The following is a 17,288-nucleotide window of genomic DNA, read 5'->3' on the forward strand; positions in this document are numbered from 1 at the left end:
ATATTTATCTGACAACCACAGGGAAATGGATAGACCAGCCAATCTGGTGGTATTATGGAGCAACATCTCTGCTGAAACCAGGAGTGTATTTTCTCATAGGTGTAAAAAGTAACAGTTTTCGATGCTAGATGATGAGGAACAGATGAGCGAACGTGTGAAGCGCCGTGTAGGACTCTCCGATTTTTTGCGCACTCGTCGCGCGCGCTTGCGTCCAGAACAGTTTGATCTCCCAGCAGTTACAAGACGACACACTCCTGGGCTTAGACGAGAAGAACTTGCCCAACTCGTGGGCGTGGGTATTTCCTGGTACACTTGGCTCGAACAAGGTCGAGATATTCAGGTTTCTGAACAGGTGCTTTCTCGCCTCGCAGACATCTTGCAACTCGATGCTGAGGAACGTCTCCATTTGTTTGGCCTGGTGCGAGGTCGAGTTTCACTGTCAGCAGAACTGGATAGCGGCAAGCTTTCACAGAATACTTCCTATCAAGCTATCCTCGATGCATTTCTCTATCCGGCCCAACTGATCGATCATCGTTTGAGTGTGGTCGCGTGGAATGACAGTGCTAACCAACTCTTCGGCGATTACTCCACAAGCTCGGAGCGCGAACGTAATCTGGCCTGGTCTCTTTTCATGAACCCTCTGCAACGCCAACGCTTTATCCACTGGGAGCGTGCAGCACGCGGTTGTATTGCGCATTTGCGTGTGATGAGGGACCGGTATGGCGATGAAGCATGGGTAACGGAATTGATTGACGACCTGAATAGCTCCAGCCATGAATTTCGGGCCTGGTGGCCTGAGCATGAGATTCTCTTGACATGCAACAGTTCTGGTGAAATCTATCATCCCCTGGTCGGTCACCTGGCGTTTCAAATCACCACTCTCTCCATTCCTCAACAACCTGATTGGGGTATGGTTGTTTATACCCCTCAACCCCAGACCGATACGGCTGCCAGGCTAGGTGCGTTGATGAGAGGGGAAGCTTATTCCCAACTCTGACCTGACAAGGTGAAACAACTTGCGAATTGTGTTAGAAGTACTTGATGGCTGAATAACGAATAAGGAGGTGCAGACCAAGGGTCCGCGCCTCCTTACTGATTGTATATAATGGCGTCTGAAAGCCTATAAGAGGCTTTATTTTTTGTAGACGGGGGTACACCACTGCGCGCTATATTCAGGGTGTTTGCCGCGCACGATATCGAAGTAGAGTTCCTGCAATCTGCGTACAACAGGGCCTACTTTGCCGCTGCCAACCGGGCGGCGGTCAACCTCGATGACGGGGGCGATCTGCGCGCCTGTGCCACAGAGGAGGATTTCGTCGGCGAGGTAGAGTTCTGTGCGGTCCACCGGGCGCTCGCGTGTGGGAATGCCAAGCTCGCGCTCCGCGATCTTGATAACGGTGTCGCGGGTGATGCCCAGGAGAATGTTCTCGGTTGGGGCCGGGGTGACGAGCTCGCCATTGGTGTAGAGGAAGATGTTCTCGGCGCTGCCCTCAGAGACGTTGCCCTCATGTGTGAGCATGATAGCTTCATCGAAACCGTTCTGGAGCGCCTCAGTCTTGGCAAAGGCCGCGTTGACGTAGCTACCGCAGATTTTGGCACGTGCGGGCATGGCGTTGTCATCGATACGGCGCCAGGAGGAGACCCCACAGCGCAGACCCGTGATCTCGACGTAGTTGCCCAGAGGCTCGGATGTGAGGATGTAGTCGTCGCGCAGGTCATGCAGCTTGACGCCTATAATTTCATCACCCTTATAGGCGACGGGGCGTAGATAGACATCCTCATGCTGGCCGTTGCGGCGTACCAGTTCCGTGCTCTGTTCGATCAATTGCTCAACACTATAGGGGAGAGACATGCTTAAGATCTTGCAGGAGCGGAGCAGGCGCTCATAGTGCTCGCGCAGGCGGAAGAGATAGAGCTGCTGCTCCTCTTCGTTCCAGTAGCCACGGATGCCCTCAAAGCACCCGGTGCCATACGCGAAGCCGTGAGTACGTACGGAGATAATACCTTTGTTGGCGGGGATAAATTCCCCATTCATAAACAATTCTTTGGCGTTCATGGCGTGGTACTGATAAGAAGCCTCGTTGCTCCCTATCTTCCCTCCTTTTCTGGAATGATTTGGTGAGATGAATTGTAGTAGTTATACGATACTCCAGAAACAAGGCTTTGGACAACATTGTCCCAGGATTATAGGATCTTTTTGCCCAGGGCCGAGAGGATAAGCTCAACGGCCAGGCGGGCCGTCGCGTTCTCCCGGTCGAGAATGGAGTTGACTTCTACGACGTCCATAGAGACCATGTGTTTGGAGTCTGAGACCATTTCCATTGCCAGGTGAGCCTCGCGATAGCTGAGACCACCACGGACCGGGGTCCCAACGCCTGGAGCCTCGCGTGGGTCAAGTGAATCCATATCCAGGCTCAAGTGAATGGGTTGATCCTGGCGGCCCGCAATCTCGATGGCCTGGCTCATAATATTGGACATGCCATAGCGGTCGACATCTGACATGGTATAGACATGGACGCGATGCTTGCGCAGGAGATCTTGCTCGCCTGGATCGAGGTCACGCGCGCCTACGATTACAATGTTTTCTGGATTGAGCTTGGGCGACCAGCCACCGATATGGGTGAGCCTGGAGTTTCCCTGGCCGACCAGGGCCGCGAGGATCATGCCATGGATATTGCCGGACGGGCTTGTCTCTTCAATATTAAAGTCGCCGTGTGCATCCACCCAGATGATGCCCAGGTTTTTGTGTACATTGGCGACGCCGCTGATTGAACCCAGGGCCATACTATGATCACCGCCCAGGATGAGCGGAAACTGGTCGGATTTGAGGGCGTCAGTGACAACATTTGCCAGTTCCTCAGAGACTTCGACGATGGGGTCGAGGTATTTGAGTTTGGGGCTCCCAATGGGCCTGCTTTCAGGCTGGGGAACATGTATATTTCCGAAGTCAGAGACTGTATGTCCAAGTGCGCGTAGGTGGTCGTGAAGTCCCGCATAGCGGATGGCGCTGGGGCCGATATCGACACCACGACGGTCTGCACCAAGATCGATTGGCGCGCCTATAACACGAATATGCATAGAAAAACCTCTTGTTCAACGCTGAACGCTAACTCTTTCCACGTTCCTATGTTCATTATAGACCCCCACTTGAGGTTTGTCTATGAGGGGTAGTTGAGTATATATGTGGGTGTGTTTGGCAGGCGTCCGCCTGCCAAACACACCCACATATATACTCAACTAAGTGGATAGGTAGTATGGAGCGTGGCTTTTGATTACAGATGGGGCTTTTGGATTTGGGTTTAGTTCGCTATACTATGGTGGTTGGAGTATGCTCAGTTATTCTTATTCCGAAACCCAACGTCACTGGCGTGACTAGCGCTTCGCGCTTAGGGTTTCGGAGAAGTAGTATTTTGTTTTATGGCGAAGAACAATCATTACCTGTAATGTTGTAATAGACATAGGCTCGCGAAGGCGAGTACATTTTGTGGCTTAAGAAAGTGAGGAGCCTGGATGCATCATCGCACGCTCTCTCAAATGAGCCTTTCTCCTGGTGCCCATAATCAGGTGGCGTCACGAAGGGGGAGGCAGGGAGTCGGAACCCTCTTGCTGCTGCTTTGCGCTCTACTACTTATTCTCGTTGCATGCAGCAATGGAAATTCATCAAAATCACCGGGAAATGGTACGCCAAGCCAGTCTGTGGCACAGGTCCTTAAATTCCCTAATGTTGGCACAGAGGATGCTGCCTCGCTCGATCCAGCGCAGGGTCCAGACGAGAATACAGGCCAGGTCATTTCGATGATCTTTAGTGGCCTGGTGGCTCTGGACGCGAATTTGAATGTGGTGCCAGACCAGGCAACCTGGCAGGCGTCCGATGATGGGAAGACCTATACATTCAAGATTCACGATGACGTTCGTTTCTCCGATGGTACGCCTGTAACCGCGCAGTCCTATATCTATACCTGGACGCGTGCGCTGCTACCAGAGGTTGCCTCTCCCATTGCCAGTACCTTTGAAGACCAGATCATTGGCTCTGATGAAGTGGCCAGTGGTAAGACGAAGACGCTTAGCGGCCTGAAGGCGCTGGATGACCATACCCTACAGGTTTCACTAAAGACGGCCTCGCCCTATTTTCTCTCGGCACTCACTAATTCCCTCTTTGCTCCGCTTAACCAGAAGGTGATTGAGAAGTATGGTGAGAAAAGCTGGCCGCAGAAAGCCCTGGGCGAGGGAATAGGCGCGGGTCCCTTCATCGCGCAGAGCTGGGATCACAATGTCAAAATGGTCTTTGTGCCAAACAAGTATTACTATGGCAAGAAGACGCGTCTGCAACAGGTCGAGATGTATTTTGTCAATGACGCCTCGACCGCTTTTAAAGCCTATCGAGCTGGGCAGTATAGCTTTGTCTGGAAAGTGTCGCCACAGGACCAGATAACTGCGCGCGGTATCTCTGGTTTCCGTAGTCAGTCGCGTTTACAGACTGACCTGCTCTTCTTTGACAATACCAAGCCGCCGTTTGATCGTCCCGAGGTGCGCCAGGCCTTTGCGTATGCGATTGATAAGACGAAACTGGTTAATAACGTACTCAAAAATGCAGCCCTAGCTGCGCCAACCATTATCCCTCCTGGGATGCCTAGCTACCAGCCGGATTATGCGGGCATTCCCTTCGATCCTAATAAGGCTAAATCCCTGATCCAGTCGGTATATCCTGATATTACGAAGGTTCCGACGATTACGTTCTCTTACCCCAATTCGCAGGTGTCTTCGGCTGAGGCTGCAGCGCTGCAAAATATGTGGCAGAGCGCGCTTGGCATCCAGGTAAAACTGCGCTCGGTCGAGGTCACAGCCTATAATGATGAGACGGCGAAGAAGCAGATTCAGTTTGGCTTTACCCAGTGGGGGGCAGATTTCCCCGACCCTTATGACTGGCTGTATCTGAACCTATTGTCGTCGGCGGCCAATAACAATGGCCAGTGGAAGAACACTGAATTTGATGCCACGGTGCAGACCGCTGAGACCAAGACGGGGGATGAGCGTATCTCTCTCTACAACAAAGCGGAGCAGATCGCGATTACCGATGTTGGCTGGCTGCCCCTGGATCATGCCTCGCTGGCCGCGATTATCCCACCAACCTTGCATGGCGTAACCCTGAATGCGAATGGCCTGTACTTTGGTAACTGGTCCAATGTCTACCTGACGCAGAAATAGAGAAGAGAGTTATGGGTGTGGTGGGCGCAGGTCTCCTGCGCCCACCACACCCATAACTCTCTTCTCTATTTCTAAAGTGGGGTTGGAAGCTCGCTAGAGGCCAGGCGAACTCTGCAATATATTGTAGGATTGATGGCCTTTTTTCTTGAAGGTCGCACTGACTGGTGCTATACTGAGGGCATATTCACATGCACATTTGTCCCGGCCAGCACTGGGCGGACTTTTCTAATAACCCTTTAAAGAGATAACCGCTTAAATATTCATAGGTTTTACTTCTATGATTTATTACAATGTGTGTCAGGTATCTTTTCTCTTTTCGAAGCAAAGATGCTTCACATGCGATGACGCAACACAGTCGAATGATCGACTCATACCAAGGAGGATCTAAACGTTATGGTTATTGAGATGGTCAATCCATACGATGTAGCAGTTCATCAGTTTGATGAGGCGGCGGAGCGTCTGGGACTTTCGCAGGCCATGCGCGCTATTTTACGCAAGCCCAAGCGTGAACTGATTGTAAATTTTCCTGTACGCATGGATAACGGTGATGTTGAGATGTTTACCGGTTATCGCGTTCAGCATAATATTAACCGTGGACCAGCCAAAGGTGGTATTCGCTATAGTCCGGCGGTCTCCCTCGACGAGGTGCGTGCCCTGGCTATGTGGATGACCTGGAAGTGCGCGGTCGTCGATATTCCCTTTGGTGGTGCGAAGGGTGGAGTCATCTGCGATCCCCACTTGATGTCGAGCGCCGAACTTGAGCGCATGACACGACGCTATACAACTGAGATTTCGCTCCTGATAGGCCCCGATAGCGATATTCCCGCGCCAGATATGAATACTAATCCCCAGATCATGGGCTGGATTATGGACACCTATTCCATGCACCGTGGCTACTCGGTTCCAGCGGTAACGACTGGTAAGCCCCTGGCGATTGGTGGGAGCGAGGGACGCCTGGAGGCCACGGCGCGTGGTGTACAGGTGGTGACACGCGAGGCCATTCGTGATAAAGGTTGGCAGCCAGAAAATTGTTCAGTCGTCGTGCAGGGCTTTGGTAACGTTGGTGGTATCGCCGCGCGCCTGTTGCATGAAATGGGCTGTAAGGTGGTTGGTATCAGCGATATCTCTGGTGGACTGTATAACCCCAATGGCATTAATGTTCCGGCGGCGATGCGCCACTCACGCCGCAATGGCAGCTTGAAGGGCTATGCCGAGGCCGATGCCGTAAGCAATACTGAGTTGCTGGAGCTGCCTTGCGACATCCTTATTCCCGCGGCATTAGAGAACCAGCTTACTGAGCGCAACGCTCCTCGCATTAAGGCGCGCCTGATCGTTGAGGCCGCCAATGGTCCTACCACCAATGAGGCGGATGCGATCCTCAATGATATGGGAGTCACGCTCATCCCTGATATTCTGGCTAACGCGGGCGGTGTGACGGTTAGTTACTTTGAATGGGTACAGGACTTGCAACGTTTCTTCTGGGCGGAGGACGAGATCAACAATCGCCTGGAGATGATTATGAAGCGCTCGTACAAGGCGGTCAAAGCTAAAGCTGATGAGCAAGAGGTGAATATGCGTATGGGGGCCTATCTACTGGCTGTTGCGCGTGTCGCCGAAGCGACCGAGATTCGCGGCGTTTATCCCTGATTTAAGGGCGTGTAGAAAAAAAGAAAAGAGGCGATGGACCATGCCATCACCTCTTTTCTTTTTTTCTACAGGGTAGGGGAATATTTGTGGGTACACCCCACACCCCGGCAGGAGGGTTTCCCTCCCGCACCTCCCCTAAACGGGTTCGATATCGAGTAATTTGAGGCGTGTGCTGGGGCCAATGCTGTCCTCGTAGACCTCCAGGTGGAAGATGATGTTGACCTGGGTGACCTCGCGCAGGCTCTCGAAATGCACGGCACCGCGTACAAAAGTGCCTTGCAGTTGTGTGCGAGCGCCTTTTTGCTCCAGACGCAGGCTCAAATTCTGCTTCTCGCGTCCCGAGAGCCACTTGCTTTTAATGGTCAGGTGCTTCATCTTGAAGACTGGCTCGGGATTGCCCGCGCCGAAGGGGGCCAGTTGATGAATCTCTTTATACAACTCGTGATTGAGGTCCTGAAGATGCAAGTGTTTGAACTCCAGGTCGATCATACGGGGTGGAAGCGGGATCTCCTCGCTCTCCTGGGTACTCTCCACAACCAGGCCAGTTTGATCGGGAAGTTGAGTGCCCTCGATCTGCGCGGGAACGCTTGCTCCACCATTCTCCTTCCAGGCGATCAGGTGCTGGTGTAGCTTCTCAATGGAAGCCTGCTGGAGGGTGAAGCCTGCGGCTTGGGCATGGCCGCCATAACGCTCAAAGGTGCCATCGAAGCCGCGCAGGGCCTCGATGATATTGAAATCTTTAGGGCTGCGGGCTGAGCCACGGCTGAGACTGGTCGCGTGATTATCACTCAAGACCAGGACGGGTTTCTGTACCTCTTCGGCTAGTTTGCCTGCTACCAGGCCAATGATGCCTTCGTGCCAGTCCTCGCCTCGCACCAGGATCACGGGAAGCTCGGATTGGGTCTGGGCCTGAGTACGCACGTTTCGCATCAGCTCCTCGGTTTCTTGCTGGCGCCCTTGATTCAGACTGTCCAGTTCAGCGGCGATACGTGTGGCCTCGTGTGTATCGTCGGTCGTGAGGAGGTCAAAGGCGATGCTGGCCTCTTTCATGCGCCCGGCGGCGTTGATGCGTGGCGCGATGGCGAAGGCAATATCGCGCTCGCGAATATGCCCCATCTGGAGTGTAGAGCGCCGGACCAGTTCGAGCAGGCCGGGCTTCTGAGTACGATTGAGTTTACGCAGGCCCAGGCGCGTGAGGGTATGATTCTCGCCGAGCAAGGGAGCGATGTCGGCGACGGTACCAATCGCGACCAGGTCAAGCAGGTCTTGCGCATCCTCTACAGGGCGCCTATATGCTCGGTAGAGGGCCTGTACCAGTTTAAAGGCTATCCCAGCCCCGCAGAGGTAACGCTCGCCGTATTCGCAGTCTGGGCGCCAGGGATTGACCATGGCATAGGTGCGAGGCAATTCTTCGGGTGGGCGGTGGTGATCGGTAATAATGACATCGATGCCCAGCGTACGCGCATACTCCACTTGCTCTACATCCGAGCTGGCGCAATCGGTAGTAATGATGAGCGTGGTGCCGCGTGCTTTAAGCATATCCAGGGCATGGAGGTTGAGTCCACAGCCATCATTGAGGCGGTGAGGAATATGAAAGCTGAGTGGCGCCTCAGGATGTTTGAGGGTGCGTAGCGCGCGGTAGAGGAGCGCTGAGGAGGTTACGCCATCGGCGTCGTAGTCGCCATAGACTGTGATATGCTCGTGCTCCGCCAAGGCCTGTTGAATGCGTGTGACAGCCCGGTCCATGTCGATCAGCTTGCTAGGATCGAGCAGGTTCTCATAGCGGGCCTCCAGGAAGGAGCGCATTTCGGATGTTTCTTCTATGCCGCGATTATAGAGCAGTTGAGCGCGAATGCGTTCATACTGTGTACGTGTGCCGAGTTGTTTAAATTGTTCGGCGCTTAGCTGGGGAAAGACATCCCAGGTGGAAGAGGAAAAATTTGCCGATGATGCCATAGTGTCGCCTCCCTTTCAGTTAGTCTGGCAGCAGGCGGAGAAAGACCTCGTTGCCAAGGAGGCGTCCGCGCTGGCTCAGGCGCAGCCAGTCGCCTACCTGTTCCAGTAGTCCCGCTTCGTCGACGATGTGCAGGCGATCCCCTACGAACTGGGCGAAAGGCTGGGCGAAGCGGCGTTCAAAGGTAGGTAGGTGCAGACCCATCGCGGTCCGTAGTCCCAGGAAAGCTGTTTCAGACATCGCCTGAGCCTGGTCTACCTCCTCGCTCTCGCTCTCTATGACGGGGATCTCATCGCGCTTGAGCCTTTTGATGTATGCCTGCGGATCGCGCTCGTCGGTGTAGCGTTTCTTGCCAAAGAAGGAAGAGGCGCCAGCGCCCATGCCGATGTAGGGCAGATTCTGCCAGTAGGTCAGGTTATGGCGGCTATGGTGACCAGGGAGCGCCCAGTTAGAGATTTCGTAGTTGATATAGCCCGCGGCGCGCAGGCGCTCGTCGGCGTATTCATACATGTCCGCGCACAGGTCTTCGTCGCCCGGGGTGATGCGTTTCTCCGCGACCCACTGGTGGAAGGGGGTGCCCTCCTCGATGATAAGCGAGTAGAGGGAGAAATGCTCTGGATGCAGATCGAGGGCGCGGTCAAGCGTTTCGCGCCAGTGTTGCATAGTCTGGTCGGGCAGGCCGAACATAAAGTCCAGGTTGATGGAGGTAAAGCCCGCGGCGCGCGCGAACTGGACGGCCTGGGTAATCTCGTCTGGATTATGGATACGTCCCAGCTTCTGCAAGAGCGCGGCGTCATAGCTCTGGGCGCCCATGCTTAGTCGATTGATGCCTGCCTCGCGGATGCCGACAAGTTGCTCCTGGTAGAGGGTACCTGGATTGGCCTCCAGTGTGATCTCTGCCTCTGGATCAAGCGCGAAAGCCTGGCGGCAGGTGTCGAGCAGGCGTGTAATCTGAGCGACAGTTAATAAGCTGGGGGTGCCTCCGCCAAAGAAGACGGTGCGTGAGCGACGTGGAGTGCCATCAGGATGTCTTGCTTGCTGACCCGCCAGTTCTATTTCGTGCAGGAGTGCCCGCACATAGGGTTCGCGCAGGGGGAGGATACCGGCGTAGGTATTAAAGTCGCAGTAGTAACAGCGTGTATGGCAAAAGGGGATATGAAGATAGAGTGAGGCTGTCTCCAGGAGATCTTCAATGGGTTCGGTCCGTAGAAGCTCCTGGGGGAGGGAATCTCTCTGTTGGGTTGTAGTGGGTGCAAAGCTGGTCATAGTGAAAAGCTCATCCTCAACTGGCTTAGATAGCGCGAAGGGTCGACCATCCATGGTGTCTGGTCGACCCAGGCTCGTGCGGGTGCGCTATGAGCGCCTGCACGAGCGCGAGACAGTGGTATGGTATACAAAGTTACTGGCTATTGGCCGCTTGTGGGATCCTGCCCAGGCAGGCCACTGGGCAGGCCAGTGCCTGAACCATTCTGGTTCTGCTGTGCAGGCGGAGAAACAGGAACGCTAGAGGGCAGATTCGACGCATCGAGAATCGTATCGATATCGGTGGCCGTAATCTTCGAGCCGAGAAGCGCTTTCTGCTTCACAAGCCAGAGGTCTAAGGCGCTGCCCTTGAGCGATTGCAGCTTGGCGCTATCGACGGCGCGTGACTGCTGGATCCCTGTAATCTGCACGATGTGGAAGGCGCCCGCATCGGAGATGATAGGACTGAGCTCATTGACTTTGCGCTGTGAAGCGAAGAGCCAATTATCGACAACGCCCCCGACTTTTTGTGCGTAGTCTAGTGAGTACTGGCCGTTGACCAGCCAGCCGAAGTCGCCACCTTTAGTATTGGTGTTGACGTCCTTGGACATATCCTTCGCCACTTTAGCGAAGTCCTCCCCCTTATGCAGGCGGTCGAGAGCCTTCTGCGCATCGGCCTGGGTATCCAGGGTTATGCCACGTGCCTGGACCTGGTAGGCGGGAGTGGTGTACTGTCCGGCCAGGTATTTCTGCATATTATCGCGGCGGACCTTGATGGTAATCATATCGTGGATATCCTGATCGCTGACATTGTCGCTGCTCAGGAATTGTGAGTAGCCGCCATTGGAAGACGCGGTATCGGCCTTGAAGGCATTGAAAGCCTGAGTAATAGTGTTGGGTGTTGGATCGATCTGAGTGCGTACATTCGCGCCCTGGTTGGCCTCCCACTGGCGAATCATGGCGTCTTGCTGGAGCCAGTCGGAGCTATCATTGGCGACTTGCGACTGGGTATAGAGTTGCTTCGCGTTGGGAATCTGGTTTTGCAGGATATCGTTGGACTGGACATCCAGAGTATCTTTTTTCGTCTGTGTATCCTTCACCTTGGCCTGGGCGTCGGTGACCTGTTTGGTCAGGGCATCATGCTGGTCCTTCTGGTCGGCGGGCAGGGCCTTGATCTGCTTATTCAGGTCATCGATCTGCTTATTGGTCGAGTCGATGGTCTTTTGCAGATCTGATGATTGCTTGGTGAGGGAATCGCCCTGTTTGGTGAGATTATTGATGCTATTCAGGCGCATCTGGGCCTGAAGTGCGGCCATCTTGCGGAAGTTCGCCAGCGGGATATTCTCACCATTAACGGAGGTGATGGTGTGATTAGGAATGATAACGTTGATATTAACCCATGAAAAGACGACTGTGCCCACGATAGTGAGGGCGATGAGAGCGGCAAGGACCCAAATAGCACGACGTTGTAGACGTGTTTTTTCGGTGCGAGAAAGGTGGCCTCCCCAACCAAAAATTAAGGGTGTTCCATCGCGCCGGGCCTCGACATGAGCTGTCTGTTTCGCGTATTTGCGGCTTCTTGCAGGGCGCGTGTTTTTTGTTTTCTCGGGGCGACGCGCTGTTTGACTGTTCATCAAAACCTCCAGTGAGGAAATCCAGCGGATATCCAGAACTGAACTACGAGGGAGAATTGGGAGTAAGGGATGAAGTTGGAATTTTACATATGGGCCTCTCCTGTAAGAGGAAAGGCCCATATGGCTACCACTGTTTACATTCCGCGAATGTGTTCGGCGGTATAAGGGAGCAGGGCCATGTAGCGGGCCTGCTTGATCGCTGTGCTCAAACCGCGCTGATGCTTGGCGCAGGTGCCGGTTTTGCGGCGCGGCTCGATCTTACCACGATCCGAGATGTAGCGCTTCATGAAGCGGCTGGCATCTTTATAGTCGATTTCACGAACATGATCGTGGCAGAACTGGCAAATTTTGCGGCGAGAGCCACGCTCTCCGCGTCCGCCCTCGCGTCGTGGGCGAGGGGCGGAGGTAGAATCAGTACGTCTCTGCACTGATAGTCTCCTTCTATCTGACTAGAAGGGATGATCGCCTAAGTCTCCCAGGTCGTCGTCGAAGTTTCCTCCGCCAACGCTAGCAGGGGCGGCACCAGGCTGTTGATTTTTTGGCGTAAGCATCTCCATATCTGTGACACTGACCTCGACAGCCAAACGCTCAGCGCCAGTCTTGTCCGTGTATTTACGCTGGACAAGACGACCTTCAATGAAGACTTTTGAGCCTTTATGAAGGTACTGGCTACACGTTTCGGCGAGTTGACGCCAGGCGACGATATTAAACCAATCAGTTTCACGTTCGCGTTCACCACTGCTATTGCGCGTGGGACGACTGACCGCCAGGCTGAACTTGGTGATAGCGGTGCCATCTTGAAGGTAGCTCATCTCCGGGTCGCGACCCAGGTTACCAATCAACATAATTTTGTTCATGTCTCAAACAAATCCTTTCGCCCGTAAAACTGCCCTGACCTATGATTGAGAGTTAGAACGAACATGCCCTGACATGTGACAACTAAGCCTCAACAGACTCCTCAGAGCTGGGGGGGACGGGTCCCTCCTCGGATGCAGTAGCGGGGCTGCTCTCGGTGCTGGCCTCGGCAGTAGCGACCTCGGGGGTCTCCTGCTCGCTGGTCGGCGCCTCACCCTCGCTGGCGGGAGCGGCGGCAGCGGCGGCGGCAGCCTCGGCTGCACGTGCCTCGCGGGCCTCACGATCCTCGCGCTCCTTCTGCACTGCTTTGGGGTCACGTTTCTTGGTCATATAACGAAGGACAGACTCCGAAACCTTGAGCGTACGCTCGATTTCGGCTACCGTCTCCGGGGTCAGGATCATATCAATGAATACATAAATGCCGTCGCGGTGTCGCTCGATAGGATAAGCGAGACGCCGACGTCCCCAATTATTCACCTTTACAATCTGACCGCCATAATTTGCGACGATCTGTTCGACACGATCCAGAATGGCGCGTGTCTCCTCTTCGCTGACTTCGGGGTTGAGAATGAAAGCCAGTTCATAATCTCTTCTCACGAAGCCCCCTCCTTCCTGTGGGTTCGACCCTGGTCAGGTATTTTTTCTGCCAGGGCTAGGTGGAGCATCAATTCCAGTTGAACGATGCAAGTGACAGATGCCGCGCACGAATTGGCGGCTTATAACAAATTGTCCCACGCTCAAGCGTGGGAGCGACATCCACTGCCATCAAGACGGGTATCTGTAGGTAACAGGTACCAGCAACGGCTATTGTGGGCATCAGTACCACGCTATTATAACATTGTTCATTCTAACTGACAATAGAGTCGGGCAAGTGACTCTTTGTATCTACCTATTCTTTTTATACACCCCAAATCTGGCAAAGCGGAAAGAAAAGTGGGGAGTTTTTGGCGTTTATTTCCAATGTACGCCAAATTCATGTTTTGGGTTTGTGTGCTCTGATCAGTACTTTTCATATGGTAAGGATTGGCTATGTCACAGCGAGCACCCCATAGAGGGATGACTTCAACTTATACACAAGAGCGTGAGTTTATTGAGTCGTTGCCTACTACTCCTGGTATAACGCGTATGCGCAGGTATGCTCAGGCTCTGCTAAAGGGGGAGCGTCCTCCTGGCCTTGGGCGCTGGCTTTTGAGCTTGTATGGCCTGGGTGCTGGATTGGGCCTCTGCCTGGTCGCGCTCTACCCATCCTGGCTTCGCCTGGGCTTTGCGCCTATGCAGGCTAGCCTGGCGACGCTCTGGCCCTGGCTTTATGGTATCTATCACCTTCTGGATGAGAGGCTCCCACTAGATGCTGGCTGGTGGCAGGGGCTGATGTTCCTGCTCGCACTGCTGGTACAGGCGCTGCTCTGGCGCTGGAGCGTGCGAGCGGCACGCTACCAGGATCGTGCTGCTCAAGGTATTCTGCTTGGTAGCATCGTTGGTTGGGCTGCCCTCTTTGTCGTGCTGATGCTCTTGGCACCGCTGGGCAGCAGCCTTCTGGCCAGCGATATCTTGCATTCAAGTTTATATGGGCGCTTGATAGTTCTCTACGCGGTAAATCCTTATCTTGTGAGTCCACAGATGTTTCCTCAAGACGTGGCTGTCATGGGGCTAGGGGGGCATCTCACCCCTGCAGCAGCGTATGGCCCGGCATGGCTAGATATAAATTTACTACTCACACTGGTGGCGCGGGAGCATGTGGGATGGCAGGTGCTGGGTTTGCGCTTGCTTGGGAGCGTGACTTACTTCTTGACGATAGCCCTGCTCTGGCAGCTGACGAAGCACCTGAAGCCAGAATGGCGGATTTCGGCCGTGCTACTATATGCCTGGAATCCCCTGGTACTGGCACTGGGTATCGCGCAGATGCATGTGGAGATCGTGGTAATTTGCCTGCTATGCGTTGTGCTCTGGTGCTGGTTGCGCGGGGCTTTGCTGGTTGGCTGGCTCTTTCTACTGCTGGCAATGCTGATGTATCCCCCCTGTGTCGTACTGCTCCCGCTCTGTGCAGGCTTCTTTATCCGAGAGAACGCGCTACGGCATGCCTCGCGCTGGCGACGCCTTGGGCAGTGGACTCTGTTATGTGTGCTGAGCCTTTTTGCGCTGGGGCTTACCTATCTGCCGTATTGGCAAGGTTGGGGAGGAGGGGGTCTGCTCCAGCAGGGGCAGATGATCTTCTGGTCGCCAGAGGCGCATGCTTCATTGGAGGCGGGCCTGCTTGCACTTATCAGGGGCCATCCTGGCTGGGTTGCAGACATGTGGCAACCTTCGTGGTGGGTGGTGGGTGAGCTAGTAGTGATGGCATGCTTTCTTGGCTTTAGCCTCTGGCTGGCTCAGACGCTAGAACTACTCGCTTTTTGTGCGGCCTGGTTGCTATTATTGCTGGCTTATCTGCATCCTGTATATCGATCGGCAAGTTTGTTGCTGCCCCTGGTGTTATTGCTGTGTACCGGGAGCTGGCGTAGCCTGGCCTTACTCTTACTACTCCAGATTGGCGCGCTTGCCACGTATGACTATGGGCTACAGCAGCCCGGTTGGGAACTGGCTGGCTTGCTGGGTATCTGCCTCCCGTTTCTGCTCTGGGGATGGGGGCTCTGTATATGTGCAGCCTGGCGTATGGCACGCGCGCGTAGTGTTCCCGAGGAGCCGGTCAAGCCTCGGCGTGGGCTAAGCCGCTTTAGCAGCCGCCTTTCGCGCCCTGGCTGGCTCTCCAGGCCCTCTCTGCGCGGCTTCAAAAGAAATGTCACTTAAAGGGAAGGCTGCATATTGCGAAGAGAGAGCCAGTTATGCTATAATCGTTCACGCAAGCGGGGAATATCTCTTGAAAAAGGCTTCTCTGCGCCTTTGATGGAGTGCTTATTGCTTGAAAGGGCTGAAAAATTTAGCATTCAAGCATTGCGGGATACGTTATAGTACCGCCCTCTTCTGATGTAGGTGCCTTCGATCCTCACGCTGTTGGCTGTTCTTGATATGAGAGCATGAGACTACAGAGAGAAAAGGTTGATGCGCTGCGTTAGCAATTGAGCGGCTGTTTTTGTGTGGGAAACACAGGCAGCCATGAGGATTGTGAAGAGGTATGGCTGCATAGAAAGCAGTTGCTCTCATTTATTGTCTACCCCGCCAGAAATGGAAAGAAGAGTCATGAAGCAGAAACTCAAAACACACAAAGCCATGGCCAAGCGGGTCCAGGTGACCGGCTCCGGCAAGTTCATGCGTCGTAAAGTGGCCATCAACCACCTGCGCACCAACAAGTCCTCCCATTTCACTCAATCGGCCGACAAGAAGTTCCAGCTCGCGACAGCCGATACACGTCGTCTGAAGCGCTTGCTGCCTTACGCCTTCTAGTTGTTGAGATTTAAACGGAGGATTCTAAAGAACTATGCCAAGAGTAAAACGTGGCGTACCTGCCCACAAGAAGCATAAAAAACTTTTACAATTTGCGGAAGGCCACCGTGGTACACGCAAGCGCTTATTCCGCCCGGCGCATGAATCAGTCATGCGTTCAATGGCTTACATGTATCGCGACCGCCGTAACCGCAAGCGCGATATGCGTAGCCTCTGGATCACACGTATCAACGCCGCCGCGCGCATGCATGGCATTTCTTATAGCACTTTGATGCACGCCATTCATGTTGCCAACATCGACGTCGACCGCAAGATTCTTGCCGAGATGGCTGTCAATGACATGGACGCCTTTAGCGCTGTGGTGAAGGCCGCGCTCGCGGCTGTCGAAGCCGCCAAGTAAGGATTGCAGTAGTAGCGCAAAAGAATGCGCCGGAACCAGCGTGCTGGTTCCGGCGCATTCTTTTGCGCTACTACAGAGGGAAAAAACATGACATTGATTAGTAGTACAGCTAATCCGCGTGTGAGTAAGCTACAGCGTCTGCATACCACGCGTGGGCGCAAAAAAAGTGGCCAGTGTCTTTTAGAGGGGCCGCACCTCTTGCTGGCGCTGCTGGATGCGGGAATGGTTCCGCTGGAGGTATACTACCAGCCGGAGGTCATGCAGCGCCAGGCTGAGACTCGACTCTTACTTGAGCGAGTGAAAAACGCAGAATTGGGCGAGCAGCAGCTTTTTGAAGTCAGTGAGCGGGTAATGGAAGCCATTAGCGACGTGCAGACCTCCCAGGGGATTGTGTGTGTCATGGACCTGGCGGCCTTTGAGGCCGCGACCGTGACCCGGCGACGTGCACCCGCATCGCGTCCCGCGCTCCTGATTCTGGACGACCTGGCTGATCCAGGCAATATGGGGACCATTATGCGCACTGCCCTGGCCGCTGATGTTGAGCGTGTGCTTCTGACACCCAACTGTGTCGATTGTTTTAACCCCAAGGTGATTCGTTCTGCTGCTGGTGCTCATCTCTTCTTGCCTGTTGAGAGAAATGTCAACTGGGATGAGATTCAGGAGCGCGTGCGGGCACATTGCCAGGAGCGGGTATTGATGGCAGAGGCACACAGCCCCAATGTGTACTTCGACCTTGATCTCGTGGCGCCTTTTGCGCTCATCATCGGAAACGAGGCGCATGGTCCTTCGCAGGCCGCGCGCGCCCTGGCAACCATCCCTGTAGCTATCCCCCAGGCGGCTGGCATTGAGTCTCTCAACGCCGCAATGGCTGCGGGCATTCTGCTCTATGAGGCGGTACGCCAGCGCTCTGTAGCTCGCAGATAGTCCAAGCGAGCCTGGATCCTACAGCTGGTAGACGAAAAAGAGGGCA

General features: G+C 54.3%; 15 protein-coding genes. 7 read left to right on the top strand and 8 right to left on the bottom strand.

Annotated features, from left to right (window positions below):
* Positions 1 to 121: 121 nt before the first annotated feature.
* The gene (locus tag JMJ04_RS10690; protein ID WP_236037975.1) at positions 122 to 997 is read left to right on the top strand and encodes a helix-turn-helix transcriptional regulator; all 876 of its coding nucleotides are present in this window, start codon (positions 122 to 124) and stop codon (positions 995 to 997) included.
* 135 nt (positions 998 to 1,132) lie between these two features.
* On the opposite strand, the gene JMJ04_RS10695 is transcribed toward JMJ04_RS10690, so the two are convergent.
* Positions 1,133 to 2,056: a branched-chain amino acid transaminase gene (locus tag JMJ04_RS10695; RefSeq protein WP_201370477.1), complete on the bottom strand. Its 924-nt coding sequence runs from the start codon at positions 2,054 to 2,056 to the stop codon at positions 1,133 to 1,135.
* A gap of 128 nt (positions 2,057 to 2,184) precedes the next feature.
* On the bottom strand, positions 2,185 to 3,078 hold the full coding sequence (gene rocF / locus JMJ04_RS10700; protein ID WP_201370478.1) for an arginase: 894 nt from the start codon (positions 3,076 to 3,078) through the stop codon (positions 2,185 to 2,187).
* 432 nt (positions 3,079 to 3,510) lie between these two features.
* Between rocF and JMJ04_RS10705 the strand changes: the two genes are divergently transcribed.
* Together JMJ04_RS10705 and JMJ04_RS10710 are read left to right on the top strand one after the other, a co-directional pair.
* Positions 3,511 to 5,205 carry a peptide ABC transporter substrate-binding protein gene (locus tag JMJ04_RS10705; protein ID WP_201370479.1) on the top strand — a complete coding sequence of 565 codons (1,695 nt, stop codon included), beginning with the start codon at positions 3,511 to 3,513 and terminating at the stop codon, positions 5,203 to 5,205.
* Between the two features lie 393 nt (positions 5,206 to 5,598).
* Positions 5,599 to 6,852, top strand: a complete 1,254-nt coding sequence (locus JMJ04_RS10710) for a Glu/Leu/Phe/Val family dehydrogenase (RefSeq protein WP_201370480.1) — start codon at positions 5,599 to 5,601, stop codon at positions 6,850 to 6,852.
* Positions 6,853 to 6,987: 135 nt separating this feature from the next.
* Here JMJ04_RS10710 and recJ read toward each other — a convergent pair whose 3' ends face one another.
* From recJ to rpsF, 6 genes are all read right to left on the bottom strand, one after another.
* Positions 6,988 to 8,808: a single-stranded-DNA-specific exonuclease RecJ gene (gene recJ, locus JMJ04_RS10715; RefSeq protein ID WP_201370481.1), complete on the bottom strand. Its 1,821-nt coding sequence runs from the start codon at positions 8,806 to 8,808 to the stop codon at positions 6,988 to 6,990.
* 19 nt (positions 8,809 to 8,827) lie between these two features.
* Entirely contained in the window at positions 8,828 to 10,072 is a 1,245-nt protein-coding gene (gene hemW / locus JMJ04_RS10720; protein ID WP_201370482.1) for a radical SAM family heme chaperone HemW, read from the bottom strand.
* Positions 10,073 to 10,212: 140 nt separating this feature from the next.
* Positions 10,213 to 11,682, bottom strand: a complete 1,470-nt coding sequence (locus tag JMJ04_RS10725) for a peptidylprolyl isomerase (RefSeq protein WP_201370483.1) — start codon at positions 11,680 to 11,682, stop codon at positions 10,213 to 10,215.
* Between the two features lie 134 nt (positions 11,683 to 11,816).
* Positions 11,817 to 12,110: a 30S ribosomal protein S18 gene (gene rpsR, locus JMJ04_RS10730; RefSeq protein WP_374226773.1), complete on the bottom strand. Its 294-nt coding sequence runs from the start codon at positions 12,108 to 12,110 to the stop codon at positions 11,817 to 11,819.
* 21 nt (positions 12,111 to 12,131) lie between these two features.
* Positions 12,132 to 12,539 carry a single-stranded DNA-binding protein gene (locus JMJ04_RS10735; protein ID WP_201370484.1) on the bottom strand — a complete coding sequence of 136 codons (408 nt, stop codon included), beginning with the start codon at positions 12,537 to 12,539 and terminating at the stop codon, positions 12,132 to 12,134.
* Between the two features lie 82 nt (positions 12,540 to 12,621).
* Entirely contained in the window at positions 12,622 to 13,134 is a 513-nt protein-coding gene (rpsF, locus tag JMJ04_RS10740) for a 30S ribosomal protein S6 (RefSeq protein ID WP_201370485.1), read from the bottom strand.
* A gap of 432 nt (positions 13,135 to 13,566) precedes the next feature.
* On the opposite strand from rpsF, the gene JMJ04_RS10745 reads away from it, so the two are divergent.
* From JMJ04_RS10745 to JMJ04_RS10760, 4 genes are all read left to right on the top strand, one after another.
* A complete protein-coding gene (locus JMJ04_RS10745) occupies positions 13,567 to 15,324 on the top strand; it encodes an MptA/MptB family glycosyltransferase (RefSeq protein ID WP_201370486.1) in 1,758 nt (585 codons plus the stop codon).
* 390 nt (positions 15,325 to 15,714) lie between these two features.
* Positions 15,715 to 15,918, top strand: a complete 204-nt coding sequence (gene rpmI / locus JMJ04_RS10750; protein WP_007908521.1) for a 50S ribosomal protein L35 — start codon at positions 15,715 to 15,717, stop codon at positions 15,916 to 15,918.
* Between the two features lie 34 nt (positions 15,919 to 15,952).
* Positions 15,953 to 16,318 (top strand): 50S ribosomal protein L20, encoded by a 366-nt coding sequence (gene rplT, locus JMJ04_RS10755; protein ID WP_007908520.1) that lies wholly within the window; start codon positions 15,953 to 15,955, stop codon positions 16,316 to 16,318.
* 87 nt (positions 16,319 to 16,405) lie between these two features.
* A complete protein-coding gene (locus JMJ04_RS10760) occupies positions 16,406 to 17,242 on the top strand; it encodes a TrmH family RNA methyltransferase (RefSeq protein WP_201370487.1) in 837 nt (278 codons plus the stop codon).
* Positions 17,243 to 17,288 lie beyond the last annotated feature (46 nt).

The sequence above is a fragment of the Ktedonobacter robiniae genome, from assembly GCF_016587375.1.
GTDB classification, from domain to species: Bacteria; Chloroflexota; Ktedonobacteria; order Ktedonobacterales; family Ktedonobacteraceae; genus Ktedonobacter; species Ktedonobacter robiniae.

What these genes read in the sequence shown, in the direction of transcription:
- JMJ04_RS10735 (WP_201370484.1), bottom strand. Translation starts at nt 12,539, where the DNA reads ATGAACAAAATTATGTTGATTGGTAACCTGGGTCGCGACCCGGAGATG.
- rpmI (WP_007908521.1), top strand. Translation starts at nt 15,715, where the DNA reads ATGAAGCAGAAACTCAAAACACACAAAGCCATGGCCAAGCGGGTCCAG.
- JMJ04_RS10695 (WP_201370477.1), bottom strand. Translation starts at nt 2,056, where the DNA reads ATGAACGCCAAAGAATTGTTTATGAATGGGGAATTTATCCCCGCCAAC.
- JMJ04_RS10745 (WP_201370486.1), top strand. Translation starts at nt 13,567, where the DNA reads ATGTCACAGCGAGCACCCCATAGAGGGATGACTTCAACTTATACACAA.
- JMJ04_RS10690 (WP_236037975.1), top strand. Translation starts at nt 122, where the DNA reads ATGCTAGATGATGAGGAACAGATGAGCGAACGTGTGAAGCGCCGTGTA.
- rocF (WP_201370478.1), bottom strand. Translation starts at nt 3,078, where the DNA reads ATGCATATTCGTGTTATAGGCGCGCCAATCGATCTTGGTGCAGACCGT.
- JMJ04_RS10710 (WP_201370480.1), top strand. Translation starts at nt 5,599, where the DNA reads ATGGTTATTGAGATGGTCAATCCATACGATGTAGCAGTTCATCAGTTT.
- JMJ04_RS10725 (WP_201370483.1), bottom strand. Translation starts at nt 11,682, where the DNA reads ATGAACAGTCAAACAGCGCGTCGCCCCGAGAAAACAAAAAACACGCGC.
- hemW (WP_201370482.1), bottom strand. Translation starts at nt 10,072, where the DNA reads ATGACCAGCTTTGCACCCACTACAACCCAACAGAGAGATTCCCTCCCC.
- rplT (WP_007908520.1), top strand. Translation starts at nt 15,953, where the DNA reads ATGCCAAGAGTAAAACGTGGCGTACCTGCCCACAAGAAGCATAAAAAA.
- recJ (WP_201370481.1), bottom strand. Translation starts at nt 8,808, where the DNA reads ATGGCATCATCGGCAAATTTTTCCTCTTCCACCTGGGATGTCTTTCCC.
- JMJ04_RS10760 (WP_201370487.1), top strand. Translation starts at nt 16,406, where the DNA reads ATGACATTGATTAGTAGTACAGCTAATCCGCGTGTGAGTAAGCTACAG.
- JMJ04_RS10705 (WP_201370479.1), top strand. Translation starts at nt 3,511, where the DNA reads ATGCATCATCGCACGCTCTCTCAAATGAGCCTTTCTCCTGGTGCCCAT.